This is a genomic window from Pseudomonas sp. N-1-13, from assembly GCF_057787095.1.
On sequence record NZ_JBYNRI010000001.1, the window covers coordinates 22,514 to 40,273 of the forward strand.

A 17,760-nucleotide genomic window follows, 5' to 3' on the forward strand; every position below is an offset into this window, starting at 1 on the left:
AAGCCCGGCCTGTGCATTGCGCACAGGCCGGTTTTTTTTGCCCGCGAAAATCTGCATCGATTCTGAAGAATTATGGCGTTTTGGAAAACGACCCGCTCCAGAGTGCAAAACTAGGTCCATTAGAGCTTGGCTGGATTCCTTTGATCCGGCTTCCTGTTTGATGGGCAAGGGGGCACTGCGACCCGGCTGGCCATGTAAGGATGCTGACGAATGCCGCGTACTGTGGGTCCCTTTATTCAATGTGGTTTGCGCCCGTTGTTTCGCCTCGCGCTGTGCAGCCAATTGTGCTGGCCGGTGCTGGCGTTTGCCGATACCGCCTATGACCAGATGGTGCATGACGCTCGCGCCGGCCATTACACGCCTGCATTGACCGCCTTGCGCCAGGTCCCGGTCGATCAGGCCAGCACCGCGCAAATCAGTGACCATCTGCAGATTGCCAGCTGGGCCGGTTTTGATGCCGAGGTGGTGAAAGTCTATGAAGCCCAAGGCCGCTATCGCGACCTGCCCGTTGCGGCGCTGACTGCAACGGCACGTGCCTATCGCAATCTCAAGCGTTGGGACTCGGCCACCGCGCTCTATCGCCAGGCTTTAATCGTCGAACCTCAGAATCCCCATCTGCAACTGGGTCTGGCCTTGACCCAGGCCGACGCCGGTAAACCCGACGAAGCAGTCAGTCGTGCCAGGACCATGGTTGCAGCCAAACCTGAGGACCCGACGCGTCGACTGGCCTTGGGTTATGCCCTGACCCGTGCCAACAGTCCACACGAGGCGCTGTTCGAATACGACCAGGCCTTTACTCGCGCCGGCAACAATCTCGAGGTCGCCCGCGAATACATCATTGCGCTGCAACGTGCCCGCTTGCCTGAGCCGGCCTTGCGCCTGGCTCGTCTGCAACCCGGGTTGATCGATCAGGGCGTGCAGCGGCGACTGGAGGGCGATGTTGCGGCTGAACGGGTGCGTCTGGCGGACATGGCGAGCCGCAGCGAGAAGGATCGCTTCGTTATCGCAGACCGCGCCCTGGCCGATTACGACAAGCTGCTCGCCACCTGGACTCCGGTGGCCGAGGCTCATGACGATGTACTGCGCTGGCGCATCGACCGTATCGGCGCCCTGAACGCCCGTGCTCGACGAGCTGAAGTGATTGCTGAATACCAAAGGCTGCTCGCCGAAGGGGTTGCCATTCCCACTTATGCCTTGCGCTGGGTGGCGTCCTCCTATCTGGAGCAGCGTGAACCGGAGATTGCCGTCGACCTGTACCGCCGGGTACTGACGGCACCTGACGCCGATCCGGCGGACCGCTTCGAAGACAGCACCGCGCTCTACTACGCACTGCTGGAAAGTGAAAAATCCGAAGAGGCCCGTGCCCTGGCCGAAGACTTGGCCAAATCCCAGCAACCACGCGTCGAGCTCAAGGGGCTGCCCATCGGCAACCCCAATGACGAATGGATGGACGCACAACAACTCGCCGCTCAGGCCGGCACATATGGCGCCGACCTGCCCACCGCCGAGACGCGTCTGGCGACCCTGGTCAATCAAGGCCCCGGCAACATCGGGTTGCGACTGGCCCAGGCTGATCTGTACCAGGCCCGGCAATGGCCGCGACGTTCTGAAAGCCTGCTCAAGGAAGTCGAGACCACGACCCCGCGTAACCGTGAGCTGGAAGTCGCCCAGGCCCGCGCCGCCATGGATCTGCAGGAGTGGCGGCAGATGGACGCGCTGACCGATGACGTGGTCGCCCGGTACCCGGAGAACGCCCACGTCAAACGCCTGCAACGCCAGCGCGAAGTGCACGACATGGCCGAACTGCGTATCGAAGCCTACACCGGCAAGAGTTATGGCGGCGGCAGCGGCGATGCCGGTGCAGTCACCGGTAGTCGCGACTTCGGCATTGAAACGCTGCTCTACAGCCCACCCATCAATGAAGACTGGCGGCTATTCGGTGGCGTCGGTTACGCCACCGGCGATTTCGAAGAAGGCACCGGCCACCATCGCTGGCAGCGTCTGGGTGTGGAGCGCCGCACCCGTGACATGACGCTGGAAGCGGAAGTCTCCAACCACTCTTACGGCTCCGGTGACAAGCAGGGGGCGCGCCTGGCCGTGGCCCGGGACATCAACGATCACTGGCAGTACGGTGGCAGCCTGGATTACCTCTCGGCCGCCACCCCGCTGCGGGCGCTCAACAGCGGTATCCGCGCCAACGGCGGCAGTGGTTTTGTTCGCTGGCGTGCCCATGAAAGCCGGGAGTGGCAACTGGCGGTCAGCCCATCGCATTTCAGTGACGGTAACAACCGTCTCGAAACCCTGCTCACCGGTCGCGAAGGCATTTACAGCGCTCCGCGGCTGCAAGTGGAGCTGGGCCTGGAAGTGGGTGCCAGTCGCAACAGCGGCTCTGACGAAGTCCCCTACTTCAACCCCAAGTCAGATCTGAGCGTCATGCCGACCGTCAGCGCCAATCATGTGTTGTACCGCCGCTACGAAACGACGTGGAGCCAGCAGTTCCAGGCCGGCGCCGGTACCTACAGCCAGCGCGACCACAGCACCGGTGCCATGGGCCTGCTCAGCTACGGCCAGCGTTTTATCTGGAACGACGTGCTTGAGGCAGGTGCCGCACTGAGTTGGCTCAACCGCCCCTATGACGGCGACCGCGAAAGCGATCTGCGCCTGCTTGTCGACCTCACCTACCGCTTCTAGAAGAGTTTGAAGATGCCTGTCATTTCGCGATTCATCCTTCTGCTGGGGGTCTTGCTGATCAGCGCTTGTGCCCAGCAAGCCCCGGCGTTCACACCGCCCTCACAGCGCCCGCTGGCGGCCAACGACGCCCCGTGGCCGAAAAACCATGTGCTCGGCATCGCCTATCACGACGTGGAAGACCGCGACCCCGACCAGGCGCTCGTGGCCGTGCGTACCGAACGCCTGATCGAGCAATTGGCTTGGCTGCGGGAAAACAACTACCAGCCGGTAACCGTGGACCAGATCATCACCGCTCGCAACGGTGGCCCGGAACTGCCGCCGCGGGCGGTGTTGTTGAGTTTTGACGACGGTTACTCAAGCTTTTACACCCGCGTCATGCCGATCCTGCGCGCCTATAACTGGCCGGCGCTATTGGCCCCGGTCGGTAGTTGGATCGACACGCCGTCGAACCAGCCGGTGGACTTCGCTGGAGTGCCGCGCAAGCGCTCCGAGTTTTTGACCTGGGAGCAAATTCGCGAGGTCTCGAAATCGGGCCTGGTGGAAATCGCCGCCCACACCGACGCCAATCACAAAGGGGTACTGGCCAACCCGCAAGGCAACCTGCAACCGGCGGCGACGACCCGGCGCTACGATCCCGCCACCGGTCGCTATGAAAGCGAAGCTGATTTCCAGGCTCGCCAGCGCAAGGACGTGGTGGCCATTTCCGAGAAGATCCGCAAGGTCACCGGCTACAGTCCGCGCGTGTGGGTCTGGCCCTACGGTGCCGCCGATGGCACCGCCTTGCAGGTGATTGGCAGCGAAGGCTACCAAATGGCCCTGACTCTGGAAGATGGTCTGGACAGCCTCAATAACCTGATGAGTGGCCCGCGTTTTCTGGTGGCCTCCGATCCGGATGGTGCGCACTTCGCCGAGAGCGTCGTCGGCGTGCAGACCATGGACCCGTTGCGGGTGGTCCATGTCGACCTGGATTACGTCTATGACCCGGATCCTGTGCAGCAGGAAGCCAATGTCGGCAAGCTGATCCAGCGCATTTACGACCTGGGCGCCAACACCGTTTTCCTGCAAGCCTTTGCCGATCCGAAAGGTGATGGTCTGGTGCATTCGCTGTACTTTCCCAACCGTCATCTGCCGGTACGGGCCGATCTGTTCGATCGGGTTGCGTGGCAACTGAAAACCCGGGCCAACGCCAAGGTCTTCGCCTGGATGCCAGTGCTCAGTTTTGGCCTGGATTCGAAACTGCCCCGCGTACAACGTTGGGACCCGGAAACCGGCCGCACGGGTGTGGACCCGGATCAGTACGTACGTTTGTCGCCCTTCGATCCGAGCGTGCGGCGGGTCATCGGCGAAATCTACGAAGACCTGGCGCGGATGAGTTCGGTGGACGGCGTTCTGTACCACGACGACGCCGTGTTTTCTGACTTTGAGGACGCCGGCCCCGCTGCCCTGAAAGTCTATGCCGCCAACGGCCTGCCGACGTCCATCGCCGCCCTGCGGGACGACCCAGCGGCGATGCAGCGCTGGACTCGTTTCAAGAGCCGCTACCTGATCGACTTCACCCACGAGCTCACTGCCAAGGTCCGCGCGATTCGTGGCCCGCAGGTGCTGACAGCGCGCAATATTTTTGCCGAACCGATGCTCAATCCCGAAAGCGAAGCCTGGTTCGCCCAGAACCTGGACGACTTTCTTGGCGCCTACAACTGGACGGCCCCGATGGCCATGCCGTTGATGGAAAAGCAGACCCGCGAGCAATCCGGTCCCTGGCTTGAGCGCCTGGTGGAGACCGTCAAGGCCCGCCCCGGTGCGCTCAAGCGCACGGTGTTCGAATTGCAGGCCCGTGACTGGCACAGCAAACCGGTCAGCGACATCGACGGCGAACAATTGGCCGAATGGATGGGACGCCTCAAGCGTTCAGGCGTGACCAGTTTCGGCTACTACCCGGACAACTTCATCGAAGACCAGCCCGCTGTGAAAACCGTGCGGCCGGCGCTCTCCAACAAGTGGAATCCTTGACATGCTCGACAGACTGCTCGCCCTGCTGGTGCTGGCGATCGTCCTTGGGGTGCCCCTGGGCCTGATCTTCCTGGTCACCGGGCAATTCCTGATGGACTTCGTGTTCTTTTACCCGCTGTTCATGTCCGGGCTGTGGATCGCCGGCGGCCTGTATTTCTGGCTGCACTGGGAGCGTCACTGGCCGTGGAAGGACGACACCCTGCCGCCGCCGCTGGCCGGGGAACCGCTGATCAGCATTCTGATTCCGTGCTTCAACGAGGGCGACAACGTCGCCGATACCATACACGCCGCGCTGGGCCAGCATTACCCGAACATCGAGGTCATCGCCATCAACGACGGCTCGAAAGACAACACCGCCCAAGTGCTCGACCAACTGGCGGCTGATGACCCGCGCCTGCGCGTGCTGCATCTGGCGGAAAACCAGGGCAAGGCCGTGGCCCTGCGCATGGGCGCCATCGCGGCGCGCAGTGAATACCTGGTGTGCATCGACGGTGATGCGCTGTTGGCACCCAACACTTGCGCCTACCTGGTGGCACCGATGCTGGACAATGCCCGCCTCGGTGCAGTGACCGGTAATCCGCGTATCCGTACTCGTTCGACTTTGATCGGCCGGGTGCAGGTTGGCGAGTTTTCCTCGATCATTGGCTTGATCAAGCGTACCCAGCGCGTCTTCGGGCGGATCTTCACCGTCTCCGGTGTGATCGTCGCCTTCCGTCGTACGGCCCTGCACCGGGTCGGCTACTGGAGCCCGGACATGATCACCGAAGACATCGACATCAGCTGGAAGCTGCAACTGGACCACTGGAGCATCTTCTACGAACCCCGTGCCCTGTGCTGGATCCTCATGCCCGAAACCCTGCGCGGCCTGTGGCGGCAGCGCCTGCGCTGGGCCCAGGGCGGGGCCGAAGTGCTGTTCAAGAACATCCGCGGCATCTGGCAATACCGCCACCGCTACCTGTGGCCACTGCTGTTCGAATATTGCCTGTCCACCGGTTGGGCGTTCACGTTCCTGCTGTCGGTGATCTTCTGGGGCGCCGGTAAATTCGTCGAAATGCCAGCGGCCATCGCGGTCGATCACCTCATGCCACCGGCCTTCACCGGGTTGCTGTTGGCGGTGGTGTGCCTGATGCAGTTCGCGGTGAGCATCCTGATCGATCGCCGCTACGAAAAAGGTTTGTGGCACATCATGTTCTGGGTGGTGTGGTACCCATTGGTGTTCTGGCTGATCAGTCTGTTCACCACCTTGGTGAGTTTCCCGAAAGTGCTGTTCGGGCAGCATCAGAAACGCGCGCGCTGGGTCAGCCCGGATCGCGGCATCAAACCGTTCGATGACGAAGAAGAGGAAGTGATCCGATGAAAATTATCAGGACCCGACAAAGACCTTTTCTGGTGGTCATCGATGCGCTCTTTACCGTGCTGGCGTGGCTGGGGCTGTTGTATCTGTTGGTCAACGGGCTCTGGCCCCTGTTTGACAGCCAGGCAGGCCCGCGCCTCGGTGGCTCGCTCATGGACACGCTCGGGACGTTGCAGATATATGGCTGGATCGCCTTGGTCAACGCGGTGATCCTGATTACCTGGGCGCGCTATCAGCAGCGCAAAAGCCGCAGCTTCGCCCAGCGTCGGCTGCCAGCGCCGGTGGTGGACGATCAAAGCTTGAGCGAAAGCTTCAAATTGACCGACGCGCGTCTGGACACGTTGCGCCGGCCCGGCTCCAAGATCATCCATAACAACCAGGACGGTGATATCAGTCACGTCGTGGCGCATTTCCATCTGCTGAGCCCGGAACTGCAACCGCCGCCACTGGCACCGCTGGAAAGGCCCCGGGTGATTCACCTGCCGGTCGATCACTCGGTGTAAGCGCTGCCGCAGGCTGTGATTGTTGATCTTGTTGCTTTCCAGTTCCTCGGAGATTTCCTTCAAAACGCCGCGTTCGCTCCCACAGAGTACGGTCAGCACAAATCAAAATGTGGGAGCGAGCCTGCTCGCGATAGCGGTATTTCAGTCAACATGGATGCCAACTGAACCATCGCCATCGCGAGCAGGCTCGCTCCCACAGGGGGATGGGTGATGTCGCGAATCACGGTCAACGCAGATCGATGTGGCGGATTCGAAGTTCATCGTAATTGTCACTGAAACCTGGCAGGCGCTGCGGCTATAGTTCGCAGGCCGTCCATGGCCTGATCTGCATAAGGTGCCCGGTATGACTCGATCGACTTCCCTTACTCCCTGGCTGGCGGTCATCGCCCTCGTGCTGTGCGCACAAGGGGCGGCCCAGGCTCAGGAACGTTTCACCCTCAGCATGCCAGGTGTGTCGGATAACCGGCTGTTCACCGCGGCGGCCGCCAGTGACGCCAGCAACTGCGGCGGTAAGAACATTTCCCCGGCCTTGAGCTGGACAGCGGGCCCGCCCGGCACCCTCAGCTACGCCATTGTCATGCACGACCCGGACGGCCAGAAAGGCCAGGGCGTCGACCACTGGGTTCATTACGGCATCAAGGCCAGCACGCGGCATATTCCGACCGGCATGGGCACCCAGTCCGCCCTTGAAGGCGTAAGCGGTACCAACAGTAAAAACACCCGCGGCTATATAGGCCCTTGCCCACCTATCGGCGACAGCGCTCATCATTACCTGATCCAGATATACGCGCTCGACCTGCCCCCGCACGCCCTGCCAGCCGGCCTCACACGCCCTCAACTGATGGAAAGAATCAACGGTCACGTCTTGCGCAACAGTAGCGTAGTGCGTCGCTACCACCGCTAATCCAAGCAACAGCTCCCTGTGGCCAGGGAGCTTGCTCCCGCTGGGTCGGGCAGCAACCCTCAACCACAAAATTGGCATCACGCGCCAAAAGCGAGCACTATCGAGCCCCTGTTCATTCATACCGGAGGATGGCGATGACGCAGAAACCCGACGGCATCGCCCGCCTCAAGAACTGCCCCACCAAAGGCGACGAAATACGCCGGGCCATCGCCCAGAGCCGCAAGGATTTCCTGCCTGCTGAAGAGGCCGAAGACGCTGAGCCAGACCAACCACCGGCACAGCCCATGGACGACGGCCAAGACGCCTGAACCGTCCTTCTCAAAAACTTTTCTTGTTTAAATCTGCCCATGACTGCCACAACTCATCTGCCAGACGCCCGATTCAGCCGATCCGACTACAAAACCCTGGGCCTCGCCGCCCTGGGTGGCGCGCTGGAAATCTACGATTTCATCATCTTCGTCTTCTTCGCCCTGGTGCTCAGCCAACTGTTCTTCCCGCCGCAAATGCCCGAATGGCTACGCCTGTTGCAAAGTTTCGGGATTTTCGCCACCGGCTACCTGGCACGGCCCCTGGGTGGCATCCTCATGGCGCACTTCGCCGATCGCCTGGGGCGCAAGCGGGTGTTCAGCCTGAGCATCCTGATGATGGCCTTGCCTTGCCTGCTTATCGGCGTGATGCCGACCTACGCGCAAATCGGCTATTTCGCCCCGTTGCTGCTGCTGGCGCTGCGCATCCTGCAAGGCGCGGCGGTGGGCGGCGAAGTGCCGAGCGCCTGGGTGTTCGTGGCCGAACATGCACCGCTGCAGCATCGCGGCTACGCGCTGGGTTTCCTCCAGGCTGGTCTGACCTTCGGCTATTTGCTGGGCGCCCTGACCGCCACGGCGCTGGCGCAGATATTCACTGCAGCAGAAATTCTCGATTACGCCTGGCGCTTGCCGTTCCTGCTGGGCGGGGTCTTCGGTGTAATCGGCGTCTGGCTGCGTCGCTGGCTGAGCGAAACGCCGATCTTCATGGCCCTGCAAGCCAAGCGCGAGGGCGCGACGGAACTGCCGCTACGCACCGTGCTGCGGGACCATCGCCACGCCTTGTTGCCCGCCGCCATCCTCACCTGCGTGCTGACGTCCGCCGTGGTGGTGTTCGTGGTCATCACCCCGACCGTAATGCAAAAAAGTTTCGGCATGACCCCCAGTCACACGTTCGCTTTGAGCAGTCTGGGCATCGTCTTCCTGAACATCGGCTGCGTTCTGGCCGGCCTCATCGTCGACCGCATCGGCGCCTGGCGCACTGTCATGCTCTACAGCCTGCTGTTGCCGATGGGCATCGCCGTGCTCTACGCCAGCCTGATCAGCGGCGGCGCCTGGCTGGGCCTGGCCTACGCTGTGGCGGGCCTGGGTTGCGGCGTGGTCGGTGCGGTGCCATCGGTGATGGTCAGCCTGTTTCCGCCGAAAATCCGCGTGTCCGGCATCTCGTTCACCTACAACATTGCCTATGCCTTGTGGGCCAGCGTGACGCCTTTGGTGCTGATCGCACTGGTGCCGTGGAGCCCATGGGTGTGCGTGGGGTATTGCGTGGTGATGGGCGCGGTGGGTGTGGCTGCGGCGGCGTATTTTCCCGCCCGGCATTCGAAGACCGCGCAGGCCTCGTTGGCCTGTGAATCGTAAGGACTCTGCCCCAGGTGCACGACTACACTCATGAATGACCCCGTTTCCAACTCGAGGAGGACGGCCATCATGAAGGCGCACAAGCACGACCTGCTGGAACAAGTCCTGATTGCCCACGGCGGTCTCGAGCGCTGGAACACTTTCAACACTGTCCAGGTCACCCTTGTGACCGGCGGTTCGTTGTGGGCCATGAAGGGGTTAACGCAAGACAATGCTCCACGGCAGATGACTGTCTGGCTGCATGAACAGCGCGCCTCGGTCATGCCGTTCGGTGCGCTGAACCAGCGCACCGCCTTCACGCCTGATCGCATCGCCATCGAAACCACTGAGGGCAAAGTGATCGCTGAGCGTTCGGACCCCAGGGCTTCGTTCTTCAAGCACGAGCAAACCACTCCGTGGGATCCGCTTCACCGTGCCTACTTCAATGGATATGCGCTCTGGTCCTACCTGACCATGCCGTTCCTGTTTACTTTTCCGGGTGTCACCAACCAGGAGCTGGAACCCTGGAAGGAAGGTGGCCAGGTCTGGCGCCGCTTGCGGGTGAACTTCCCGGACACCCTCGCCACTCACTGCCCGGTCCAGGACTTCTACTTTGGCGATGACTATCTGCTGCGCCGGCATGATTACACCGTGGACGTGAGCGGTGGCCTGCCGGCGGCCCAGTATGTGGAGGACTACATCAAGGCCGATGGGCTGTGCATGCCCAGCAAGCGCCGGGCGTATCGGCGGGATGCGGACGATCAGGCGGTGGAGGGGGAATTGCTGGTGGCGATTGATATCAGTCAGGTTCGTTACGCATAACCGGCTGCTCAAAGACGCTCGCGCAGAAAATCCACAAAGGCGCGAGTTCTTGCCGAGCGGCGCCGGTCTTGGCTGAACACGGCGCTGATGGGCAGCGCTACGGGTTGATAAGCCTCCAGCAGGCTGGACACGGTTCCCTGGCGAACATCCGCGGCGAATAACCACTGCGGTGAAAGCGAAATGCCCAGCCCGCTAAGAACCATCTCGCGAATTGCCTCGCTGCTGTTGCTGGTGACATTGCCCTTGATCGTCACTCGGTGCTGTTTGTCCTGCTGGTCGAAACGCCAAACGTCGTAATGCTCCAGCAGCGTGAAGCCCAAGCAATTGTGGCGGGCAAGATCCGCCGGCTCCAGCGGGGTGCCGTGTTGTTGCAGGTAGGCGGGAGCGGCATACACCCGGCGCGGACTATCGCCGAGGGAAACCGCGACCAGCCCTTCGTTTTTCACCACGCCGATACGAATGGCGACGTCGATGTTTTCTTTCAGCACATCTTCATTTTGGTCGTTCAGTTTCAGGTCGATTTGAACCTGTGGATGGCGCGCCAAAAACTCCCTCATCAAGGGCGCAATGCACAGCCGTCCGAAACTCACCGGGGCGGCCACACGCAAAGGGCCGGCGATCTGCTCCTGGCCACGGGTGAAACTGAGCCGGGCCGTGTCGAGGCTGCTGAGTATTTCCTTGCTGTGGATATAGAAACGCTGGCCTTGGTCGGTCAGCGCAAGATGGCGAGTGCTGCGGGCAAACAACGCACCGCCAAGGTGTTGTTCCAGCGCGCGGATCTGCTTGCTAACCGCTGGTTGACCCAGGTTCAGCTCCCGGGCGACCGCCGAGAACGAACCGCGCTCTACCACTCGCACGAACATCTGCATCGCGTCGAATAGATTCATCGGGATTTGGCCTCTGGTTGGAATAAATCCTATCCATAGTTGCTTACTTATCGGAATGCGTCGACGGCCGCAACATGTACTCACCCACTCATTGGAGGTTTACTGTCATGAACAACACCATGTTCGCCGCCATTGCCCAAACCGCTCAGGCTCCGCTGGTCGTTCGCCACATTCCCCGGCCTGTTCCCGGCAAAGGACAGGTATTGATCAGGGTTCACGCCGCAGGGATCAATCCTCTGGATACCAAGATCGCGGCAGGTGGCGGCGCTCATGCCCGCCAGCCGCTGCCCGCCGTACTGGGTATCGATTTGGCCGGAACAGTCGTTGAGCTGGGAGAGGGCGTGCACGATTTCGCCCCCGGCGATGACGTGTTCGGCATGGCCGGCGGCATCGGCGGCGCCCAGGGTGCGCTGGCTGAATACATTGCCGTCGATGCTCACCTGATTGCGCTCAAGCCCGGTTCGTTGAGCATGCGCGAAGCGGCAGCCTTGCCATTGGTCTTCATCACCGCCTGGGAAGGGTTGGTAGACCGGGCCAATGTTCGGGCCGGCCAACAAGTGCTGATCCACGGCGGCGCGGGCGGCGTCGGTCAAATGGCCGTGCAAATTGCCAAGGCCCGCGGCGCCGAGGTCTATGCCACCGGCTCGGCCACCAGCCTGGATTTCATCCGTGAACTGGGCGCGACCCCTATCGACTACCGGGCGCAGGACACCGACAGTTACGTGCGCCAGCACACCGGCGGCGAAGGCTTCGACATCGTCTACGACACCGTCGGCGGCTCGACACTGGATGCGTCCTTCAACGCAGTGAAAACCTATACCGGCCACGTACTCAGCTGTCTGGGCTGGGGACAACACAGCCTGGCACCGTTGTCGTTCAAGGGGGCGAGTTATTCCGGGGTGTTTACCTTGATGCCGTTGCTGACCGGCAAGGGGCGCGAGCACCATGGTCGGATATTGCGCGAAGCGGCGGCTTTGGTTGAGGCCGGGGTGCTGCGCATCAAGGTAGACCCACATCGGTTTGGCCTGGGAGACGTGAATGAGGCGTTTGCGCAACTAGCGCAGGGGCGTGGGCAAGGGAAGACGGTGGTAGAGATGGCGGGGGAGTGACGCGGTCTGCAACTGTTATCCGGAAGCCGCACCCATAAAATCGCCCCGATCTGCAACGGCCGGGGTTTTGCCGCCATCCGCTGCCGCCAAAACTTGAGAACCCGTCCAAACTCCGTAGAATGCCGCTGTCACTATGCCACTACCTTTCAGGGACGAATTCAGACATGCGCGTTTTTGCCATATTCCTGGCCCTCTGCCTTATGGCGGGCTGTGCCTCCAAACCCGATTACTATGTCTCCGCCACTCCGGTAACGATTCCCAAAACCGCCACCTTCTGGATCGACACCTTCGACGTTGAAGTCGTAGGCAAGAACGATCGCTTTTTGCCTGACGAAAAGGTCCGTGAGCAATTGCATACCGACCTGATCGGCCGCCTGCTCGAGGACAATCGCTATGCCTCCAGCAAGGAAGCTGCCGACTATCTGCTGGACGTCAACAGCGTCTACGCGCGACGTATTCAAGACACCCAAGGCGGCTTCATGAGCAAAATCGTTGCCGATGGCACGCTCCTCGCCAGTGTCGATTTCAGCTATCAGGTCAAGGTGAAGAAGGCCGGCGCCGAGGTTTTGCACTTTGCCCAGGCCCGTCAGGGCCTGATGCCGGGCGGCGCGATCGGGCAATTCCAGAACATGAGAAGCATGGTGGGCGCTCTGACCAACAGAGGTAACTCGGATGTCGAAGGCTTTTACACCGGCCAACTGAGCCGCTTTATCGCCGACGACCTGCGGGCCATTCCGTCCCGCTAGGCATGCTCGCGTATTAAAAGAATATCGTGGTCGTTAACCCGAACCACGAGTGCCTCGCGTCTGACCCTGTGAACGGATCATTCATTCACGAGGTTCAACCCATGTCCTGTCCTCCTTCATTCCTACGTCCTGCTGCCCAGGGCTTCGCCGTGACCTTGCTGGTGGCATTGGCCGGTTGTGGGTTGTCTTCGTCCCGGGAGGCTGCCACGCCGGCCGAACCACCGTCTGCGTCCCCCGCCCCGGTGCGGCAAAGCGAAGTTGCTAACGTGCGCGAGCCTCTGGTCAAGCGTATGGCCGCTCCGGCTTCGATGCCCTCGCCAAGGGTGAGGACCGATGCTGTCGCGGGGGATTACCGCGCCGAGCCCCGCGAGCAGTATGAAAAACTGCAGGACAATCCTATTCATAGTGTTGCCCAAACGCCGGTCTCGACCTTCAGCGTCGATGTCGATACCGGCAGCTACGCCAATGTGCGACGTTTCCTCAATCAAGGTAGCCTGCCGCCCGAAGGCGCCGTACGACTGGAGGAAATGGTCAACTATTTCCCTTACGACTATGCCTTGCCCACCGACGGATCTCCCTTCGGCGTGACCACTGAAGTAGCCCCGTCGCCATGGAACCCTCACACGCGCCTGTTGCGTATCGGCATCAAGGCGAGCGATCGCGCCGTGGCGGACCTGGCGCCGGCCAACCTGGTGTTTTTGGTGGATGTTTCCGGCTCCATGGACCGACGCGAGGGCCTGCCGCTAGTCAAGAGCACCCTGAAGTTGTTGGTGGAGCAATTGCGCGAGCAGGACCGGGTGTCTCTGGTGGTGTACGCCGGCGAATCCCGGGTGGTGCTCAAGCCGACCTCGGGCCGCGACAAGGTCAAGATCCGCAACGCAATCGATCAGTTGGACGCCGGCGGTTCCACCGCAGGTGCGTCGGGGATCGAGCTGGCCTATCAGATGGCTCAGGAAAGCTTTATCGACAAAGGCATCAATCGCATCCTGCTGGCCACCGATGGCGACTTCAATGTCGGCGTCAGTGACTTCGACAGCCTCAAGCAAATGGCGGTGGACCGGCGTAAAAGCGGTGTATCCCTGACCACGCTGGGCTTCGGTGTGGATAACTACAATGAGCATCTGATGGAGCAATTGGCCGATGCCGGTGACGGCAACTACGCCTACATCGACAACTTGCTTGAAGCGCGCAAGGTATTGGTCGACCAGCTCAGCTCAACCCTGGCAGTGGTGGCGCGGGATGTGAAGTTGCAGGTGGAGTTCAACCCCGCTCAGGTCAGTGAGTATCGGCTGTTGGGGTATGAGAACCGCGCGCTCAAGCGTGAGGATTTCAACAACGACAAGGTTGATGCGGGCGAAATAGGCGCCGGACACACGGTGACCGCCTTGTATGAAATTGTTCCGAAAGGCGAGCAGGGCTGGCTGGAACCGTTGCGTTATGCGAGCACACCTAAGCTGGACGGCAAGTCAGGTGAGTTGGCGATGCTGCGCGTGCGCTACAAGCCCGTTGAAGGCGGGAGCAGTCGATTGATCGAGCATCCTGTCGCCAGTACGCAAAAAAATGACAAGGCCAGCGACGACTTGCGCTTCTCGGCCGCTGTGGCCGCCTTCGCCCAACAGCTCAAGGGGGATGGCCGCTACACTGGGACGATGAGCTTGAAGGACACCGCGCAATTGGCCCGTTCCGCCCGGGGCGATGATCCGTTTGGGCTGCGTGCCGAATTTGTCCAGTTAGTGGAACTCGCGCAGAGCCTTGAGCGCTGATCCTGACCACGACGAGGATCAAATGTGGGAGCGAGCCTGTTCGCGATAGCGGTGGATCGATCACGATCATTATTGACTGATCCGACGCAATCGCGAGCAGGCTCGCTCCCACGGTACTCTCTTGTCGCCTGCCAGAACTGTGTTAACCGCAAAGGAGTTCGTCACCAACATGCCCGCTCCGCATGATTGTCCCAGCGACGAATCGCTGCTGGCCCGCTACCGCGATGGCGACGGGGCGTGTTTTGAAGTCCTGTACGCCCGCCATCGACAGGGGCTATATCGTTTTCTGGTGTCCTTGAGCAACAAAGCCGAACTGGCCGAGGAAGTCTTCCAGGACACTTGGCTCAGCCTGATCCGCAGCACTACCCAGCCACAAGGACGGGCGAGTTTTCGTACATGGTTGTTCCAGATTGCCCGCAACCGCTTGATTGATCACTGGCGCAAACACGGTGTCCGCAACCCGCTGCACGACAGTTACGACGAACAGGTTCATGTCCAGCCCGACGACACCAGCAACCCCGAACAGCAGTTGAGCCTGAGTCGCGATCAGGCCCGCCTGGACGCCGCGTTGCAAGCCTTGCCCGAAGACCAGAGGGAAGTCTTCCTGCTGCGACTGCACGGCGACCTGGAGCTGCCGCAGATCGCCGCCCTGACCGGCGCCCCGCTGGAAACGGTAAAAAGCCGCTTGCGTTACGCCCAGCAGAAATTGCATCGACTGCTGGCCGAGGAGGTACCCGCATGATTGATTCCAAACACACCCCGAAGCCCGATGACGAAATGCTGATCGAGCATTTCCGTCAACACGCCAGCGGCGAACCGCCCGTGTCCCTGGACGCTTTCATCCTGGCTGCCGCCCGTCGCGAAGCCCCGACGCCTACGCCCAGTCTGTGGAAACGCTGGCTACAGGCCTGCCAACGGCCGCGCTGGCAGATGGCATTCGCCACGGTTGCCGGGGTCGCGTTGATGATCGGTCTGGTGGTTCGCTCGCCAGTACCTCAGAGCGACCTGTCCGCGCCAGCTCCGATGGAGTTTTCCGCCAATCGACAGGAGTCCGCAGTCGCCGCCGCACCGCCGCCTGCCATGTCCGCTCCCGCGCCGATAGCCCGCATGGCAGCACCCCAGGGCGAAAGCGCTCAAGCCCCGGCAAGCGCTGACCACGCCTTGGCGGAAAAGCCTGCGGCGAAAATGAGCAAACGCGTGCCCGCTGCACGGCCGTCGCTGGAGCAGGAACTGCTGGAAATCCTGCGCTGGCGCGAGGCGGGTGAGGACAAGGCTGCTGATGAAAAGCTGCTGGCGCTGCATCAGCGCTTTCCCGAGGAGGACTTGCCGGCGCGGTTGGAGGCGTTGCGCAAGCGTTGAGTGAAATCAGCGTCCACAAAAAAGCCCCAGGTCGCAAGACCTGGGGCTTTTGATTCTGCAGATGGTGCACCAGGCGGGATTCGAACCCACGACCCCTGCCTTCGGAGGGCAGTACTCTATCCAGCTGAGCTACTGGTGCGACGCGGGCGCCATGATACTCATATGCAATGCGGGCGTCCATGCTGCTGATTTGCCGGTGTTTTCATAAGCATAGGTGGGTATGGGCTACGCTGATCAGAAAAAGCAGGCAAATTCAGGTTTTTTGTTCTTTTTTTCGAACAGCCTATTGTCCTTCCCCCCCATCGGCCCTAGGATTCGTTTGAGATTTCAAACGCTCTTGTCTGGGTGCTGAACCGCACGTCTGTGCTTATGTGCGTTATTTCTGTGCTTCAGCCCGGTGGATGATTTCCCTGACGGCAGCCCCTGAGGCGCCTTTCTACAAATCTAATTCGCTCCGCGCGCGCGCGGTGCTGTTAAGGAAAGCCGACATGCAGCTTAAAGACACCCAGTTGTTCCGCCAGCAAGCCTTTATCGATGGCGCTTGGGTCGACGCGGACAATGGTCAGACGATCAAGGTTACCAACCCGGCAACGGGTGAAGTGCTGGGCACGGTGCCGAAGATGGGCGCTGCCGAAACCCGGCGGGCGATTGAAGCCGCCGACAAGGCGTTGCCGGCCTGGCGCGCCCTCACCGCCAAAGAGCGCGCCAACAAGCTGCGCCGCTGGTACGAATTGCTGATCGAAAACCAGGACGACCTCGGCCGCCTGATGACGATGGAACAAGGCAAGCCGCTGGCCGAAGCCAAGGGCGAAATTGTTTACGCCGCCTCGTTTATCGAATGGTTCGCCGAAGAAGCCAAGCGCATCTACGGTGATGTGATTCCTGGCCACCAGCCCGACAAGCGCCTGATCGTGATCAAGCAGCCAATCGGTGTGACTGCTGCCATTACCCCATGGAATTTCCCGGCTGCGATGATCACCCGCAAGGCCGGCCCGGCTCTGGCCGCGGGCTGCACCATGGTCATCAAGCCGGCTTCGCAAACCCCGTTCTCGGCGCTGGCGCTGGTTGAACTGGCCCACCGTGCCGGCATCCCGCAGGGCGTGCTGAGCGTGGTTACCGGCAGTGCCGGCGACATCGGCGGCGAGCTGACCAGCAACCCGATCGTGCGCAAGCTGTCGTTCACCGGCTCGACCGAAATCGGTCGTCAGTTGATGGCCGAATGTGCCAAGGACATCAAGAAAGTCTCCCTGGAACTGGGCGGCAACGCGCCGTTCATCGTGTTCGACGACGCGGACCTGGATAAGGCCGTCGAAGGCGCAATCATTTCCAAATACCGCAACAACGGTCAGACCTGCGTCTGCGCCAACCGTCTGTACATCCAGGATTCGGTGTACGACGCCTTCGCTGAAAAACTCAAAGTGGCAGTCGCCAAGCTCAAGATCGGCAATGGTCTGGAAGATGGCACCACCACCGGTCCCTTGATCGACGAGAAAGCGGTTGCCAAGGTGCAAGAGCACATCGCTGATGCGGTCAGCAAAGGCGCGACCGTGCTGGCTGGCGGCAAGGCCATGGAAGGCAACTTCTTCGAGCCGACTATCCTGACCAACGTACCCTCGAGTGCCGCCGTGGCGAAGGAAGAGACCTTCGGCCCGTTGGCGCCGCTGTTCCGCTTCAAAGACGAAGCCGAAGTGATCGCGATGTCCAACGACACCGAGTTCGGCCTGGCCTCGTACTTCTATGCCCGCGACCTGGGCCGTGTGTTCCGCGTGGCCGAAGCCCTGGAATACGGCATGGTTGGCGTCAACACCGGGTTGATCTCCAACGAAGTCGCGCCGTTCGGCGGCATCAAGGCCTCCGGCCTGGGCCGTGAAGGCTCCAAATACGGCATCGAGGATTACCTGGAAATCAAATACCTCTGCCTCGGTATCTGATTCTGCTGCAAGCGCAAAGGGCACGAGAGCGCTGTCCCTTT

The 17,760-nt window shown here is 61.2% G+C and carries 15 protein-coding genes and 1 tRNA gene; 14 read left to right on the forward strand and 2 right to left on the reverse strand.

Translation table 11 applies throughout. From position 1 onward, the window contains the following. Positions 1–210 precede the first annotated feature (210 nt). The 8 genes from pgaA to AC3I65_RS00150 all read left to right on the forward strand — a co-directional run bounded on the left by pgaA (position 211) and on the right by AC3I65_RS00150 (position 9,924). Positions 211–2,691, forward strand: coding sequence for a poly-beta-1,6 N-acetyl-D-glucosamine export porin PgaA (pgaA, locus tag AC3I65_RS00115; protein WP_107321439.1), 2,481 nt, complete (start codon positions 211–213; stop codon positions 2,689–2,691). A 12-nt stretch (positions 2,692–2,703) separates the two neighbouring features. Then, the gene (gene pgaB / locus AC3I65_RS00120) at positions 2,704–4,701 is read left to right on the forward strand and encodes a poly-beta-1,6-N-acetyl-D-glucosamine N-deacetylase PgaB (protein WP_160891509.1); all 1,998 of its coding nucleotides are present in this window, start codon (positions 2,704–2,706) and stop codon (positions 4,699–4,701) included. 1 nt (position 4,702) lies between these two features. Further along, complete coding sequence (pgaC, locus tag AC3I65_RS00125) at positions 4,703–6,058, forward strand: poly-beta-1,6-N-acetyl-D-glucosamine synthase (protein ID WP_076383117.1); 1,356 nt, start codon at positions 4,703–4,705, stop codon at positions 6,056–6,058. Beyond that, positions 6,055–6,558, forward strand: a complete 504-nt coding sequence (pgaD, locus tag AC3I65_RS00130; RefSeq protein WP_047230322.1) for a poly-beta-1,6-N-acetyl-D-glucosamine biosynthesis protein PgaD — start codon at positions 6,055–6,057, stop codon at positions 6,556–6,558. Before pgaC ends, pgaD begins: the two co-directional genes overlap by 4 nt. Before the next feature lie 343 nt (positions 6,559–6,901). Further along, positions 6,902–7,462: a YbhB/YbcL family Raf kinase inhibitor-like protein gene (locus AC3I65_RS00135; protein ID WP_076383116.1), complete on the forward strand. Its 561-nt coding sequence runs from the start codon at positions 6,902–6,904 to the stop codon at positions 7,460–7,462. A gap of 134 nt (positions 7,463–7,596) precedes the next feature. Beyond that, entirely contained in the window at positions 7,597–7,770 is a 174-nt protein-coding gene (locus tag AC3I65_RS00140; RefSeq protein ID WP_171061296.1) for a hypothetical protein, read from the forward strand. Between the two features lie 39 nt (positions 7,771–7,809). Beyond that, positions 7,810–9,123, forward strand: coding sequence for an MFS transporter (locus tag AC3I65_RS00145; RefSeq protein ID WP_076383115.1), 1,314 nt, complete (start codon positions 7,810–7,812; stop codon positions 9,121–9,123). Between the two features lie 69 nt (positions 9,124–9,192). Beyond that, positions 9,193–9,924 (forward strand): hypothetical protein, encoded by a 732-nt coding sequence (locus AC3I65_RS00150; RefSeq protein ID WP_488523387.1) that lies wholly within the window; start codon positions 9,193–9,195, stop codon positions 9,922–9,924. Between the two features lie 8 nt (positions 9,925–9,932). On the opposite strand, the gene AC3I65_RS00155 is transcribed toward AC3I65_RS00150, so the two are convergent. Continuing rightward, positions 9,933–10,811 carry a LysR family transcriptional regulator gene (locus AC3I65_RS00155; protein WP_281459657.1) on the reverse strand — a complete coding sequence of 293 codons (879 nt, stop codon included), beginning with the start codon at positions 10,809–10,811 and terminating at the stop codon, positions 9,933–9,935. 107 nt (positions 10,812–10,918) lie between these two features. Here AC3I65_RS00155 and AC3I65_RS00160 point away from each other — a divergent pair, with 107 nt between their 5' ends. The 5 genes from AC3I65_RS00160 (at position 10,919) to AC3I65_RS00180 (ending at position 15,788) form a co-directional block, all read left to right on the forward strand. After that, positions 10,919–11,920: a zinc-dependent alcohol dehydrogenase family protein gene (locus tag AC3I65_RS00160; RefSeq protein WP_488523388.1), complete on the forward strand. Its 1,002-nt coding sequence runs from the start codon at positions 10,919–10,921 to the stop codon at positions 11,918–11,920. Positions 11,921–12,084: 164 nt separating this feature from the next. Continuing rightward, the gene (locus AC3I65_RS00165) at positions 12,085–12,666 is read left to right on the forward strand and encodes a hypothetical protein (protein WP_076383113.1); all 582 of its coding nucleotides are present in this window, start codon (positions 12,085–12,087) and stop codon (positions 12,664–12,666) included. Positions 12,667–12,767: 101 nt separating this feature from the next. Then, entirely contained in the window at positions 12,768–14,429 is a 1,662-nt protein-coding gene (locus AC3I65_RS00170; RefSeq protein WP_047226754.1) for a vWA domain-containing protein, read from the forward strand. A gap of 169 nt (positions 14,430–14,598) precedes the next feature. Next, the gene (locus AC3I65_RS00175) at positions 14,599–15,171 is read left to right on the forward strand and encodes an RNA polymerase sigma factor (RefSeq protein WP_047226755.1); all 573 of its coding nucleotides are present in this window, start codon (positions 14,599–14,601) and stop codon (positions 15,169–15,171) included. Further along, positions 15,168–15,788, forward strand: a complete 621-nt coding sequence (locus AC3I65_RS00180) for a hypothetical protein (RefSeq protein WP_488523389.1) — start codon at positions 15,168–15,170, stop codon at positions 15,786–15,788. The genes AC3I65_RS00175 and AC3I65_RS00180 overlap by 4 nt, the downstream gene beginning before the upstream one ends. Before the next feature lie 62 nt (positions 15,789–15,850). Here AC3I65_RS00180 and AC3I65_RS00185 read toward each other — a convergent pair. Then, positions 15,851–15,927, reverse strand: a tRNA-Arg gene (locus AC3I65_RS00185). Positions 15,928–16,276: 349 nt separating this feature from the next. Between AC3I65_RS00185 and gabD the strand changes: the two genes are divergently transcribed. After that, complete coding sequence (gabD, locus tag AC3I65_RS00190; RefSeq protein ID WP_139048765.1) at positions 16,277–17,719, forward strand: NADP-dependent succinate-semialdehyde dehydrogenase; 1,443 nt, start codon at positions 16,277–16,279, stop codon at positions 17,717–17,719. The last annotated feature ends 41 nt before the right edge of the window (positions 17,720–17,760 follow it).